This window comes from Pseudomonadota bacterium, assembly GCA_026388275.1.
Lineage (GTDB): Bacteria > Desulfobacterota > Syntrophorhabdia > Syntrophorhabdales > Syntrophorhabdaceae > JAPLKB01.
Genome location: JAPLKB010000063.1, coordinates 53272 through 67106 on the forward strand (window position 1 = coordinate 53272; position 13835 = coordinate 67106).

Sequence of the window (13835 nt, forward strand, 5' to 3'; positions counted from 1 at the left end):
CACTACAGGAGGTACGATGGTTGAAGTAACAAACACCAAGAATACCGAGATCATCGGTTTCGCCTGCTCTTTTTGTACATTCAAGGCATCTGAGATGGCAGGAAGCCTGAGGATGAAATATCCGGACGGAGTGAAGCTCATTCAGGTGCCCTGTTCAAGCAGGGTGGACCCGGCATTTGTAATTAAGGCAATATTTGAGGGGGCAGATGGTGTCTTTGTGGCCGGATGTCATCCCGGTGATTGTCATTTTATTAAAGGGAATTATTTTACCAGGAGAAAGATGGCTGCCCTGAAAGAGATGTTCGACGTATTTTCCATTAAGGATAAATTACGCCTTTTCTGGGTAAGCGCTGCTGAGGCAAGACGTTTTGTTGAAAAAGTTACAGGCATGCATAACGAGATAAAGGAAAAAAAAAATGCAGAGTAAGCAGATTGAAAATGGCAATATCGAAAATGCTCTTAATCAGTTTTTGAAAGATGAGCAGCATCTGGTCCTTGGATTTGAAAAGGGCAAAGAAGGTTTAAATCATGGGATATTTAAAACACATGTGGATAATCTTACGCTTTTGAATCCAGTGTTCAGTATAAACGGGGCCTTATATCTACGCCGTCTATTCTCCAAAGGAACAGGGATTATTCTCATGCTAAGACCTTGTGAAATAAGGGCATACAACGAATTAGTCAAATTGAACCAGATCGAAAGAGAAGATATCATTGCTGTGTCCATCGATTGCCCGGGAACTGTGTCATCGAAACAGGGATTTGATGATATACCCGCAGAGGCATCAAAGATAGTAGAATATTTGCAGAACCCCGGCAAGATGCGATGGGCCTGCGAGGTATGCAGGGAAAAGAGGGGGGTTGTGGGAGATGCAGGCATCAGAATAGACAAAAACGGTATCTTCTGGGCATTTTCTTACACGGAAAAAGGAGAGACCCTTTTATCACTTATCGAAGGTGAGATCAAAGAAGCAACGGCAGAAATGCTCATCAGCGAAAGCAAGGAGCCCGTTAAATTTACCACCGATATGGAAGAATTCTCCAAAGACTTCTCAAAGTGTATCATGTGCAAGAATTGCAGGGATATGTGTCCGGTTTGTTACTGCATTGATTGTGTGTTCAACGGTGATGAGTACTTGCCCAAGGGCGATGCACTTATTAACAAAATATTTCGTATTGGCTCTTCAGCTATGCCCCAGGGTAAAGAGCTTTTTCATATGATCAGGATGTTCCATGTTTCACAGACCTGTGTGGGCTGTGGCGCATGCGAAGACGCATGTCCCCAGGGGATCCCCTTAACAAAGTACTTCAAGGGCACATCAGAAAGACTCCAGGGCATGTTTTCATATATATCAGGACGGAGTCTTGATGAAGAAATACCCTACCTTACATTTCTTGAAGACGAGTTGGAAGATGCAGAAGACTGATCACGTAATAGATTTAGCCGGATATAAAAAAGAAGACCTAACAGTCTGTCTGGGATGCAAAATCTGTGCATCTGTTTGCACGGTCAATGACCTTTCAATCAGCACGAGTCCTCAGGAACTACTCCAGACACTCTTTCTTGGAAAGGATATTTCTGCAGATAATCCGCTGGTGCGATACTGCACGGGTTGTTACCGGTGTACCCAGGCCTGTCCCTGGGATATACGAATCCCGGAAATAGTGAGGGCTCTCAGGGATGTGCTTGCCACGGGATCGCCTTTTGAAAAGGCATTCAAAGGTTCTTTAGATATATGGGGAAGGGTTTATGAGCCATATGTGCTTCTTAAGGCAGTACCTTTTCTTATTAAAGAAGGATACTTAAAACATATGAACAGATGGATTGAATATATGGGCATTCATTTACCCCATAAAGTTAAAAAGATAAATCCTTCAAACAATTCAAACGGCCAAAAAGGCGGAACATTATGAATTACGGTTATTACCCGGGTTGCTCGCTCACAGGATCAGCCCACAAGTTGGATAAAGGGGTAAGGAAGGTTTTAGAAAAACAGGGTCATGTCCTTAAGGAAATCCCTGATTGGAACTGTTGTGGTGCATTTGAATATGGCGACAGGAATGAACTTACCAACTTTTCCAAAAGAAACCTGGAAAAGGCCAGGGGTCTCTTTTCTGAGATCATTGCTCCATGCCCGGCATGCTATAAAAATCTGAAAGAGGCAGACGAGAATAATGAATTTGAAATTCAGCACCCCCTCGATCTTTTTGGAGAAGCTTTTCTTTCTTCAATGAAACAGGTGCACGATCTGAAAGGTAACGTATTTACACCATATTACGGTTGTATCCTTTTAAGGCCACGGGAAACTGCAATCACAAATAAAACAGTGATGGAAGACACAATTTCCCGCTTTGGTGGAGAAATTGCTAGCGAAAAAGTAAAGGATAAATGCTGCGGAGGGAATCAGATTTTTATTAATAAGTTTGCCACTGAGAAGCTTTCCAGGCTTATACTTGAAAAATCAAAAGGAACGTTGGTTGTGTTCTGCCCTCTCTGTCATATGGCTTTGAAAACATTTTCAGGGGACAGGAAGGTAATTTATTTCACTGACCTTTTGCTTTATATAATGGGAGAAAAGAACACGCTATGAACGTATTGATAGTAGGCGGTGGTATAAGCGGCATTTCTGCAGCAAAGGTTGCCCTGAAGGAACATCATAATGTTACAATCCTCGAGAAAACTGCTGAGCCGGGCGGACTCATGGCGCGTATAGCCAACTGCAGGGTAGGGTTCAAGACTTTCTTTGATGAGATCGTTAATGACAGCAATCTTCAAGTAATAACAGATACTAATATTATAAACGTTAATAAAATAGATGATAAATATATTGTAACAACTGATAATAATAAGGTAATAAATGCTGATAGAGTTATAGTTGCCACTGGCCTGTCACCATATGATCCTGTTGAGTATAAAGGAAAGAGAATACTTACAAGCCTTGAGTACGATGCTCTTATAGATCAGCGGAAAGGAGAACTTCCCAACGATTTTAATAAGATAGGATTTGTACTCTGTGTGGGTTCACGCTCAAAAGAGTATCCTCTTTGTTCATCGGTATGCTGTTCCTATACCATACGAGAGATTAAATGGACACTACAGAGGGCAAAACCGGAGATAAAGGTTTTTTACAATGACCTTCGTTTTTTTGGCCAGGAATTTTATATGGAAAAGGCATACAGGGATGCTGGTGTTACATTCATACGTGCCAATTCACGCTATTTTGAAGAAGACGAAAAGGGCGTAACAATCCGCTATTTTACGGACGAAGAAATCAGAGAGGAACGCTTTGATTATATAGTTTTGGCAATAGGGCTGAGGCCTAACCCTGAACTTGCAGCTTTAAGTAAACTATTCGGTTTTTCCCTCAATGAGTATGGATTTGTGAAAGAGATTGAACCATTAACCACAGATATTGAAGGGGTTTATGTGTCTGGCGGTGCACTTGAACCTATGAATATAAAGGATTCTATTCTTACTGGATTCGGAGCAGGCATGCTTGCTCTCAGGGGTAAAAATTTATCTTCAGAAATAATTAGGAATCAGGAAATGCTTTATAAAGAAACAGAACCTGATTTACCTAAAGTTGACGGTGATTTTTCATCGTATCTATTTTATCTTGGCACTGAAAATATTGGCACGGGTATATTCTACGAGTTTATATCCTCAAAATTTATTGCCATGGCGAGAGATTTAAAAAGGGCCGGAAAAACAGTATATGTATTCACACAAAATATGGTTATGCCTTCATATGATGAAATTGTATATGAGGATGCACGACGTGAGGGTGTTTTATTTATACACCTTGAAGAAGGAGAAAAGTTTACATTTAATCATGGCAAAGCCATTATTATGGGTCTAAAAAGACAACTCGATTTTGCTGTTGAAAGGATTATATGTTTCGACGATTATACAGATCTGTTTAAGGACAGAGAATTCCTTTCTCTTTACAGATCCGAACCTCAGCTCAGATGGTCGCCAACAAAATGGAGCAGAAAAAGATACCATGTCGGATTCATCAGGCATCCGCGTGCAGAACGTTGGGAACCGAGAGAGATTCTCGGAGCTTTAGGTGAGATGCTTCTTGATATGCAGGAGGAGAGATTATTTCCTGTTATAAATGAAGAGCGATGCAGTGGCTGCGGTTCATGCGAGGGGGCATGTCCCCATAGTGCCATTGAGATTGAAATGCGTGAAACGTCACTGGCTATTTTCGGGCCACTGGCATCAACAGTCGTACCAATTGCACATGTAAAGGAAGATGCCTGCGTGGGTTGTGGTCTGTGCGCATCAACATGTCCCTCTGATGTGATCAGTTATAATCCCTAACAAAAAATAAGTGCGTGCAATAAAGATCTAATTGTCAATTCTATAAAATAATTTTATTAGAAACATAGATCTAAACTAAAAGTCATTATAATTTCTTAATTTCAATAGGTGTTATGAAATCAGTTTTTAAATATGATGCATGCCTCTCAGAAATGCCACACAAATGCATTTTAATGGCTCTTTAATGGAAAATATTACACATACCATAAATCTTGTTGTACGTGCAAATTTGAAGGTCATTTTTTTGAGAAGTAGAGTAAACATATTTAAATGGTTAACAACAAATGATATATGAAAATATCAATATTAATATAAGTACTGATAAGAGATATTATGTTAACTTTTATTTATATCTAACATATATATTTTTAATTAAAAATAGAGCTAAAAAAGACATTCAATTTATAAAAATGTAGACTCCCCCGATAATGGGATCTACTATGTCCCGCTGGATAATTATATTAAGCATCCAATCTTCAATCCTGACATTTCTGGGAAGAATTTTTGCACCATTTGATGAATAAATATCTTCAGCAACTATCATTCCAGTTTTAAGGTCCTCAACGGGAATCTTCTCTTTATTATAAGACAGAATTTTATCATTTTTAATAAGATAATCTACCAAATGTGTTGCGACTACAGTATCAAGAGTTTTATTCATAAAAAGTCTTATCTGTTCGATAGCTTGCTCATTAGAAAAACCAGAATCAAAAAGTTCTTCCTGAAAATTTATAGTTCTTAAAATTTTCGCACCAATAGTGATTTCATCCTTCATAAGCCCTTCCGGCATTCCGGAACCATTATAGTTTTCATACTGATGATATATATCATGGGCAGCTTCTTTAAAACCGGAAATCGTAGAAACAATAATAGAACCTATAAGCGGGTGCTGATGAAATACTTCCTTTTCCTGTGCAGATAGATCTTTATATTTCTTTTTAATTATAGTATCCGGCAGACCTATCTTTCCAATTTCATGCAAAATAGCACCAAAAACTATTTTTTTTGCTTCATCTTCATTTATATCCATATTTACAGAAATATGTTGCGATATTTCCCTTGCTAAATGAGCACGATCACTCGCACCAGGTATCTGTACTTCAAGTATCTTCAGCAGGATTGCAATTAATTCCTCAAAGTTTTTTTTAAGAAGTTGATTGGCATTTTCAAGCTTTTCTTTTTCTTCAATCAATTCGTTTTGAAGACCTTTTATCCTTAAAAAAGCCTTCACTTTACCAAGCAATACGCTTGCAGAAACAGTTTTTTCAATATAATCGTCAGCCCCTTCTTCAAGACCTGTCACTTTTTTAATGATATCTGTTTCAGATGTAAGAAGAATAAAAATAGTCTTATTTAAATCAACATTTTTTTTAATATATCTGCAAAATTCAAATCCGTTTTTCCCTGGCATGTAATAATCACTTATGATGATGTCAGGCTTGTTTTCATGAGCAACAGCGATACCTTCATCAGCATCCTTAGCTTGTTTTATTTCATATAACTGTTCTTTTGACAGTACAACTTCAAGTATTTTTAATGAGACAGGATCATCATCTACAATCAATATTTTTGGTTTGTTAAATGTATTCATTTTTTTTCATTTCCTGGATTGGGAGGTATATTCTGTGGTTTGTTTTCATTAAGTGGATTAGCAGGTGCATTCTGTGATTTACTTTCACTAACTGGTTGTTTTGCTATTGCGACGATAATATTCACACGTCTATTTATATAATCCAAAGGCTTGTCAGGCTGTTTGAGATTACGATCTGCATATCCGCGTATTTCACTAACCTGATCTTTCCTTAGTCCGTTCTCATCCAGCAGTTTTCGTGCTGCATTTGCTCTATCAGCACTTAATTCCCAGTTTGAATAACCATGAGTTACATAGGGCCTTGCATCTGTATACCCTTCAATAATTACTTTGTTTGGCAATTTTCCAATTTCCGTAGCCATCATTTTTAAAAGTTTTATTGTCTCAGGTTTTACTTTTGCGCTACCAACATCAAAAAATAAACCTTTAGAATCTTCAATCAGTTCTATTTTCATACCATCTTTACTTACAGAAATTTGCATCTTGTCTATAAACTTTTCAAAAACAGGGGTTGAAGAAACTATGCCCTCAATCTTTTTCCCTTCGGCTGCCAGCATTTCCATTTCCAACTGAGTCTTATCCTTTTTAGCAACTTCAACTTTTGTTGATAAATCCAGTTTTGATGATGTTCCTTCGGATCCGGGAAGGATACCTTTTCCACCGGTAAAAACATTCGGGTTTGTAAAATACATGGAAATAGCTTCTTTTACTGGATTACTCTGGCCGAGTATCCATAAAACAATAAACAATGCCATCATGGCAGTAACAAAATCAGCGTATGCAACTTTCCATGCACCACCATGGGCACCGCCATGTCCTTTTTTCTTTATTACTATCCTGATTGGAGCATTAGATTTTTCATCGCTCATTTTACACCTTTAACATATTCTTCCATTTCCTGAAATGTAGGGCGAAAATCATTTGATATAGCACGTCGTGCAAATTCTACGGCAACAATAGGGTTTAATCCTTTTGCAGCACAGATTAATCCTGATTTTGCCACGTTAAAAATACTTGATTCATCCTGGGTGGACAGTTCTATGTTCGTGGCAAGAGGTTGGATCAAACCATAAGATAAGAAAATGCCAAGGAATGTGCCGACAAGGGCTGCGGCAACTTTTTGTCCGATTATTTCAGGCGGTCCGTTAATTGCCTGCATTGTAATAACGATACCAAGGACTGCAGCAACAATACCCAAACCAGGAAGCGCATCGCCTATTTTCTGCAGTATAGCGCTGGGCTTTAATCCTTCCTCATGGTGCAGTTCAATATCGGCATCCATAATCATCTCAATTTCATATGGGGCTACCCCACCCATAACGACAAGTCTCAGCGTATCTGTTATAAACAGTAAAAGGTGAAACTCGTTTAGAAACGCAATATATTTTGAAAATACAGCACTCTCAGCTGGCCGTTCGACATGTGATTCAAGGGCGATCAGACCCTCCTTTCTTATAATCATGGAAAGCTCATATAATAATTTCAAAAGTTCAAGAAATGTTTGTTTACTTATTTTACTACCCTTTAATGTGCCTATAAGCTTTTTCACTATCAGGCTCAATAATTTTGACGGTGCTGAAATAAGAAGTGCACCTATTGCAGCCCCTCCAATAATAATAAACTCAGAGGGCTGATATAAAACAAGAAGCGGGCCGTGATGCATCACATATCCACCTATTACTGAGCAAAAAACAACTGCTATGCCAATAATTGCAAACATTAATCTCTCCTCACATTCAGCTAAGTTTAACTTCTGTTAGAACATCCTTAAGTTCAATAAATTGATTCTCAATAGTATCAATAAGCGGCTTTATCATTTCAAGATTACTCTGTTTTGCGGCAAGTTCAATATCCTGGGCTGTTTTATTAATGGTTCCTACACAAAAATTTGCAGATGCTCCTTTAATAGAATGTGCACATCTCTGAATTAAGATAATGTCACCTTTTTCAAAACATTCTCTTAGTCTTGATAGCTGGATAGGTGTGTCACTCAAATATACATCCATTATTTCCTTCACAAGTTTTTCATCAATGCCCAGACGTTTCATTAATGCATCCATATCAAAAACAGCATTATTGAATACAGGCATTTTTTCCATATGCTCTTCTTCTTTATTAAAAACCACTTTTTCGATTGCTTCAATAATTTTTTCCGGAAAAACAGGTTTTGATATATAATCGTCCATACCGGCCTTAATGCAGCGCTCTTTATCTCCATACATTGCATCGGCTGTCATGGCAACTATATGGGTATGACGGCCGATGATCTTTTCTTTTTCACGTATTAATCTGGTAGCTTCAAACCCGTCCATTTCCGGCATATGTACATCCATAAAGATAAGATCATATTTATGTTGCTGCGACGATTTAACGGCTTCTCTCCCGTTATTCACAATATCTGCTTCAAATCCCATTTTATTTAGCATCATTAAAAGCAGTTTTTGATTCGGTATATTGTCTTCTGCAACGAGAATATGTATGCTGCGCTTCTTATCTTCAGCAATAGTAAAGCGTGTAATAATTCGTCTTTGATCAGGCTCAATTTTGCCCTCATGTATTACTGAGAGTAAACAATCATAAAGTTGGGAGCCTTTTGCAGGTTTTGTAAGAAAAGCTGAAAAGCCTATTTCTTTCATCCTGTTTACATCACCTCTTTTGCCGAACGATGTGAGCATAATCAATATTGTTTCACTGAGATTTATATCATTTTTTATCATCCTCCCCAGAGTCTCTCCGTCTCTTTCTGGCATATTCATATCTAATATTGCAATTGTAAAAGGATCGTTTTGTTTTATGCCATGAAAAAGCATGTCTAATGCCTCTCCTGCTCCTCCAGCTTTATCATATTTAAATCCCCAAAAATCAAGCATTTTACTTAAGACATAACAATTTGTCTTATTGTCATCTACAATGAGGATACGCTGATTGGTTTTGTCTATGGGCGTATGAAATGTTTCGGGTACGGTTTTTGATTGTTTTTCAAAAATAGCAGTGAACCAGAAGGTTGAACCTTTTCCATCCTCACTTTTTACGCCAATTTTGCCCCCCATCATCTCTACAAGGTTTTTTGATATTGCAAGACCAAGACCTGTGCCTCCATACTTCCGTGTTATCGACGAATCTATTTGAGAAAAAGATTTAAAAAGTTTCTGCAACTTGTCTTCAGGTATACCGGGGCCCGTATCAGTTATTGAGAAACTGGGTGCTACATTCACCTCATTTTCATATGCAAGGCCTACCATAACAGATACTGCACCTTTTTCTGTAAACTTTATAGAATTACCAATGATATTAAGTAAAATCTGTCGAAGCCTCCCAGGATCACCACGAAGCAAAGACGGGACATCAGGATTGATAAAACATACCAATTCCAGGCCTTTTTCATTTGCTTTAACTGCAAGTGTGTCTATTGTGTCCTCTATGGTAATATGTAAATCAAAATCAATTTTTTCAAAATCCATCTTTCCGGCTTCAATTTTAGAAAAATCCAATATATCATTAATAATATTAAGTAAGGCATTCGCAGATGTTTTTGTTATTTCAAGAAGTTCTCTCTGTCCCTGTGTAAGTTCGGTGTCCAGTATTAAATTTGTCATACCAATAATGGCATTCATGGGGGTTCGTATCTCATGACTCATATTAGCAAGAAAGTCTGATTTTGCCTTATTTGCAGCATTAGAATCTTCCATTGCTTTTTTCATTACCTCTTCAGCTTGTTTTTGCTCGGTAATATCAATTACAACCCCGACGATGCCTGCAAGCACACCATCTGAATTTGTAAATGTGGCTTTTTTTGTTATAATTTCTCTATTTATTCCCTTTTGATCTGCATAATTCAACCTATAAGTTTTTTGTCCAGGATTGTTGATAAGTTCCATATCAGAGGCAAAATGTAGGGATACTTCTTCATATGTATAATTTAGCTCCATTAATGTTTTGCCAATTAGTTCCTCTCTTGTAATACCCCTGTATTGCTCAAATGCTTTGTTGCAACCGAGATATAGACCATTTATATCTTTGTAAAAGATAGGGTTCGGTACATCATCGATAAGGGTTTGCAGAAAGTTTATTTGTTCGCTTAATTTGTCTTCAGTCTTTTTCCTTTCAGTTATATCTCTGAGAAAAGCAAGTGATGCCGGTTCGTTATTATATATAGTTTTTACTGCAGAAACTTCTATATATATAATTTTATCTTCTTTTGTAATTCCCTTAAATTCATAACTTAATGGAACTGAACGACCACTTTGCCACCGTCTGTTTAATGCCGAAACCCTTTCTCTGTCATCAGAGTGAATAGTTATGGCAATATCTTTGCCAATCACTTCTTCCGGTGAACCATATTCAAACATATCAAGATATTTTTTGTTTACATATTGCAGTCTGTCTCCCTTTACCAGGGCAATTCCATCATTCGAATTTTCTATGGCTGTCTTGTACCATTTTTCCTCAATCCCCGTAGAGCTTTTATTATCCTGTTGAGCAATAAATTCTGAATAAGTATCTTGTTTGTTTTCGTCCATATCCTTATCCCGGAAGATAACAAATGTTTTCTTTTCTCATATAAACATTGATTTCATGAAATAAGTCCTATGGTTGGAAAACCTTATTGGAAGACTCATGTTTTGGTTAGATTCGGTTATATAAATTTTCATTCAATTGTGGTCCCCATATAACGTTAATGAAAATAAACACTGACCGATTTTATTACACGGCTTAGCAGGTTAAAAAATTATGGGGATATTGGGGAACAAATCGTTCCCCTATTTTAATTCACACCGTGATTTAAGGTTAGCCCACTCTTTTGTAACTCGCTCCTGTATTTTTGCAATCTGCTCGTCGTTTAGATGCTTGAATCTACCCTGCCCTTTAATATATTCTTTAACAGATTTTAATGGTTCAGGGCTATGAGTAATTTTATATTGACCATTCTCAACTTCATACAACGGGAAAACACCTGTTCTTACGGCTAATTTTCCATATTCTATTGCAAGATCTGTAGGTATCCTCCAACCTGTAGGGCACACTGAAAGTATATGTAAATATGATGGACCTTCTGCCATGCGGGCTTTTTTTACCTTGCTGAAAAGATCAAAGGGGTATGAAGGACATGCGGTTGCCACATAAGGAATATTGTGTGCGACTGCAATTTTAGCCATATCCTTTTTCCATGTTGCTTGTCCTATGCTCTTCTTGCCAGGCGGGCTTGTTGTAGTTGAAGCACCGTATGGTGTAGCCGATGAACGTTGAATGCCTGTATTCATATAAGCTTCATTATCCAGGCACATGTATGTAAATTTGTGTCCTCTCTCCAAGGCACCGGAGAGAGCCTGTAGTCCTATATCGCTTGTTCCACCGTCACCTGCCATAGCAACAACACGAATATCTTCTCTTGGAATCTTGTTCTTTTCCATTAAAATTCTCAACGCTCCTTCAATACCGGATGCAACAGCAGCAGCATTTTCAAAAGCAACATGAATCCAGGGGAGCGTCCAGTTAGTTGTGGGCAGCGGAGTAGAAATAATCTCCATACAGCCAGTTGCCATTACAATTATTGTATTCTTTCCAAACACCTTAAGGGCAAGCCTTACAGCCAGTATTTCAGCACATCCCTGACATGCTCTGTGACCTGAGACGGCAAATTCTTCTTCGGGATTATCTGTATAAAGTTCAATGCTTTTCTGTCTCATCCTCTCACCCCTATAACTTTAAAATTTTTATCTCTGACAGGTACTGTACTCTCTTCATGAGCTGTTCCATTAAAAATATCAGTAAAACTTTCGGGAAGAACATCCCTGCCACCGAGTCCTACAATATAGTTATCCATTTGTACATTCATGTTATGTACACACATAAGCGAAGCAATTTCCTGATATAAAGGACCGTTGGCAGCGCCTGCAGGCATTACCCGTTCAATTACAGCAATTCTTTTTTTGTCTTTTAGGACTGAAAGAAGCTCATCTGATGGAAATGGCCGAAAAAGCCGTAATTGTACAAGCCCTGCGTTCTTTCCTCCTTCTTTCAGCTCATCGATGGCAGTTTTTATATTCTCTCCGATAGAACCGAGGGCAATAAAGACAAAGTCAGCATTATCTGTATTATATGTTTCAACAGGCTTATACTGACGCGCAAATTGCTTCCCAAATTCATCCATTGCTTTTTTTATTACTTCTTTAGAATTGATAATCGCCATTTCCTGGGCATATTTTGCCTCTGTGTATAATTCCGGCATTGCATAAGCCCCCATTGTCACAGGTTTATTAGGATGTAATGTATATAGAGGATTATATGGAGGGAGAAACTTATCAACCATCATCTGTGAAGGAAGTTCAATAGGTTCAATTACGTGGCTTAGTGAAAATCCGTCTAAATTTACCATTACGGGCAGTAGCACTCCTCTATCTTCAGCTATCCTGAAAGCCATAATGATCATATCGACCACTTCTTGACCGTTTTCACAAAATAGCATGATCCATCCGCTATCACGTGCTGCCATAACATCCGAATGGTCACCCCATATAGACAGAGGTGAAGATAACGCACGATTTACTGTAGCCATAACGATGGGAAGTCTCATACCCGACGCAATAAAAAGTATTTCATGCATCAACTCTAATCCCTGGGCGCTAGTAGAGGTAAAGGTCCGAGCGCCTGCAGCAGAGGAACCGCAGCAAGCTGACATTGCTGAATGTTCTGATTCAACATTGATATACACCGCATCTAATTCTCCATTAGCAACAATCTCAGAGAGGTGCTCCACAATGTGTGTTTGAGGGGTAATAGGATAAGCGGCTATTACTTCAACCCTCGCAAGTTTTGCCGCAATTGATGCTGCTATTGATACTTCAATACCTTTTTTCATCTTTCTTCCTCCACCATCTTGATTGCACCAGGCTTACACTCCTTTGCACAGATACCGCAGCCCTTGCAATAATCAAGGTTTGATAAGTAAAACCCTTCGCTTGTCTTATAGACCGTCGCATCAGGACAGTAGAGCCAACATAAGCCGCACTTAATACATTTTTCATTGTTCCATACAGGTTTAAATGAACGCCAGTCGCCTGTCTTATATTCCTTTGCATTTCCAACCTCTTCAATAACGCACCCGACATTCAACTCATGCCATTTATATTCTTCCATTGGTTTAGCCATTCTAGCCTCCTCAAGCATATTCTATAATATTATGGAAATTTTCTTAAAAAAAATTAAATGTGAAGTTATTAACAAACTCATTAAATAATCTTTAACAGCTATTCTATATATTTCTATTATAATAATCAAAATATTTCAATATAAATTTATTTCTAGAATTTTATAAGGTATTTGGCTTAGTTTGCATCATGCGTATTTGCAAACTATAAAGAAAAATGTGTTTTCAATAATCAATTCAAACCATTACATCCAATAATTCGTATAAATAAAAGTAGTAAACATTTAAACATTGTGAATTAATTAGCATACTTTTTAAATTGTATACATAATCAGAAATGTATTGACAAAAAAACTGCAGGATATTTAAATATAAAGAAAAGGAGGTTTTCATATGCCTATATACATAATGATAAGCACTCTGACTGATGAAGGGAGAAAAACAATAAAAAACCACCCTGAGCGAATTGAAGAAGTCAACAGGGAAATAGAAAACATGGGAGCAAAAGTCCTTGCCCAATATGCGTTGCTCGGACCATATGATTTTATCACTATACTTGATGCGCCCAGTAATGAGGCAGTATCAAAAATATCTATTGACCTTGGTTCCAGGGGAACTATACAAATAACTACCCTTCCAGCATTACTTGTTGATGAATTTATAGATGGAATGATGAAATAGACTTTATCTTTGCTAACCAACTGTCAATGCAGTCTTTTCTCTGATGGTTCACGGTTAAAGCTAAAGCTAACTAACATAAATAAAAAACA

13 protein-coding genes are annotated in these 13835 nt (G+C 37.8%); 6 read left to right on the forward strand and 7 right to left on the reverse strand.

All coding sequences use genetic code 11. The features are described 5' to 3' along the window. Positions 1-16 precede the first annotated feature (16 nt). From NT010_15780 to NT010_15800, 5 genes are read left to right on the forward strand one after another with little or no spacing between them, the layout of a single operon-like run. The gene (locus NT010_15780) at positions 17-427 is read left to right on the forward strand and encodes a hydrogenase iron-sulfur subunit (protein MCX5807501.1); all 411 of its coding nucleotides are present in this window, start codon (positions 17-19) and stop codon (positions 425-427) included. Further along, entirely contained in the window at positions 417-1427 is a 1011-nt protein-coding gene (locus NT010_15785; protein MCX5807502.1) for a 4Fe-4S binding protein, read from the forward strand. The genes NT010_15780 and NT010_15785 overlap by 11 nt, the downstream gene beginning before the upstream one ends. After that, positions 1414-1914 (forward strand): (Fe-S)-binding protein, encoded by a 501-nt coding sequence (locus NT010_15790; protein ID MCX5807503.1) that lies wholly within the window; start codon positions 1414-1416, stop codon positions 1912-1914. Before NT010_15785 ends, NT010_15790 begins: the two co-directional genes overlap by 14 nt. Next, the gene (locus NT010_15795; GenBank protein ID MCX5807504.1) at positions 1911-2591 is read left to right on the forward strand and encodes a heterodisulfide reductase-related iron-sulfur binding cluster; all 681 of its coding nucleotides are present in this window, start codon (positions 1911-1913) and stop codon (positions 2589-2591) included. Before NT010_15790 ends, NT010_15795 begins: the two co-directional genes overlap by 4 nt. Continuing rightward, positions 2588-4327 carry an FAD-dependent oxidoreductase gene (locus NT010_15800; GenBank protein MCX5807505.1) on the forward strand — a complete coding sequence of 580 codons (1740 nt, stop codon included), beginning with the start codon at positions 2588-2590 and terminating at the stop codon, positions 4325-4327. Before NT010_15795 ends, NT010_15800 begins: the two co-directional genes overlap by 4 nt. Positions 4328-4724: 397 nt before the next feature. On the opposite strand, the gene NT010_15805 is transcribed toward NT010_15800, so the two are convergent. The 7 genes from NT010_15805 to NT010_15835 all read right to left on the reverse strand — a co-directional run bounded on the left by NT010_15805 (position 4725) and on the right by NT010_15835 (position 13067). After that, on the reverse strand, positions 4725-5918 hold the full coding sequence (locus NT010_15805; GenBank protein MCX5807506.1) for a response regulator: 1194 nt from the start codon (positions 5916-5918) through the stop codon (positions 4725-4727). Then, the gene (locus NT010_15810; GenBank protein ID MCX5807507.1) at positions 5915-6787 is read right to left on the reverse strand and encodes an OmpA family protein; all 873 of its coding nucleotides are present in this window, start codon (positions 6785-6787) and stop codon (positions 5915-5917) included. The genes NT010_15805 and NT010_15810 overlap by 4 nt, the downstream gene beginning before the upstream one ends. Beyond that, positions 6784-7638, reverse strand: a complete 855-nt coding sequence (motA, locus tag NT010_15815; protein ID MCX5807508.1) for a flagellar motor stator protein MotA — start codon at positions 7636-7638, stop codon at positions 6784-6786. Before motA ends, NT010_15810 begins: the two co-directional genes overlap by 4 nt. Before the next feature lie 16 nt (positions 7639-7654). Beyond that, positions 7655-10438 (reverse strand): response regulator, encoded by a 2784-nt coding sequence (locus NT010_15820; GenBank protein ID MCX5807509.1) that lies wholly within the window; start codon positions 10436-10438, stop codon positions 7655-7657. A gap of 240 nt (positions 10439-10678) precedes the next feature. Continuing rightward, positions 10679-11605 carry a pyruvate synthase subunit PorB gene (porB, locus tag NT010_15825; GenBank protein MCX5807510.1) on the reverse strand — a complete coding sequence of 309 codons (927 nt, stop codon included), beginning with the start codon at positions 11603-11605 and terminating at the stop codon, positions 10679-10681. Then, entirely contained in the window at positions 11602-12777 is a 1176-nt protein-coding gene (porA, locus tag NT010_15830) for a pyruvate ferredoxin oxidoreductase (GenBank protein MCX5807511.1), read from the reverse strand. The genes porB and porA overlap by 4 nt, the downstream gene beginning before the upstream one ends. Then, complete coding sequence (locus tag NT010_15835) at positions 12774-13067, reverse strand: 4Fe-4S binding protein (GenBank protein ID MCX5807512.1); 294 nt, start codon at positions 13065-13067, stop codon at positions 12774-12776. The genes porA and NT010_15835 overlap by 4 nt, the downstream gene beginning before the upstream one ends. Positions 13068-13458: 391 nt before the next feature. Between NT010_15835 and NT010_15840 the strand changes: the two genes are divergently transcribed. Continuing rightward, on the forward strand, positions 13459-13746 hold the full coding sequence (locus NT010_15840) for a GYD domain-containing protein (GenBank protein MCX5807513.1): 288 nt from the start codon (positions 13459-13461) through the stop codon (positions 13744-13746). Positions 13747-13835 lie beyond the last annotated feature (89 nt).

Bases quoted from the DNA above. Each gene is read 5' to 3' on its own strand.
- NT010_15810 (MCX5807507.1), bottom strand. From the start codon at position 6,787: ATGAGCGATGAAAAATCTAATGCTCCAATCAGGATAGTAATAAAGAAA.
- NT010_15835 (MCX5807512.1), bottom strand. From the start codon at position 13,067: ATGGCTAAACCAATGGAAGAATATAAATGGCATGAGTTGAATGTCGGG.
- NT010_15795 (MCX5807504.1), top strand. From the start codon at position 1,911: ATGAATTACGGTTATTACCCGGGTTGCTCGCTCACAGGATCAGCCCAC.
- porB (MCX5807510.1), bottom strand. From the start codon at position 11,605: ATGAGACAGAAAAGCATTGAACTTTATACAGATAATCCCGAAGAAGAA.
- NT010_15805 (MCX5807506.1), bottom strand. From the start codon at position 5,918: ATGAATACATTTAACAAACCAAAAATATTGATTGTAGATGATGATCCT.
- NT010_15820 (MCX5807509.1), bottom strand. From the start codon at position 10,438: ATGGACGAAAACAAACAAGATACTTATTCAGAATTTATTGCTCAACAG.
- porA (MCX5807511.1), bottom strand. From the start codon at position 12,777: ATGAAAAAAGGTATTGAAGTATCAATAGCAGCATCAATTGCGGCAAAA.
- NT010_15790 (MCX5807503.1), top strand. From the start codon at position 1,414: ATGCAGAAGACTGATCACGTAATAGATTTAGCCGGATATAAAAAAGAA.
- NT010_15840 (MCX5807513.1), top strand. From the start codon at position 13,459: ATGCCTATATACATAATGATAAGCACTCTGACTGATGAAGGGAGAAAA.
- motA (MCX5807508.1), bottom strand. From the start codon at position 7,638: ATGTTTGCAATTATTGGCATAGCAGTTGTTTTTTGCTCAGTAATAGGT.
- NT010_15800 (MCX5807505.1), top strand. From the start codon at position 2,588: ATGAACGTATTGATAGTAGGCGGTGGTATAAGCGGCATTTCTGCAGCA.
- NT010_15780 (MCX5807501.1), top strand. From the start codon at position 17: ATGGTTGAAGTAACAAACACCAAGAATACCGAGATCATCGGTTTCGCC.
- NT010_15785 (MCX5807502.1), top strand. From the start codon at position 417: ATGCAGAGTAAGCAGATTGAAAATGGCAATATCGAAAATGCTCTTAAT.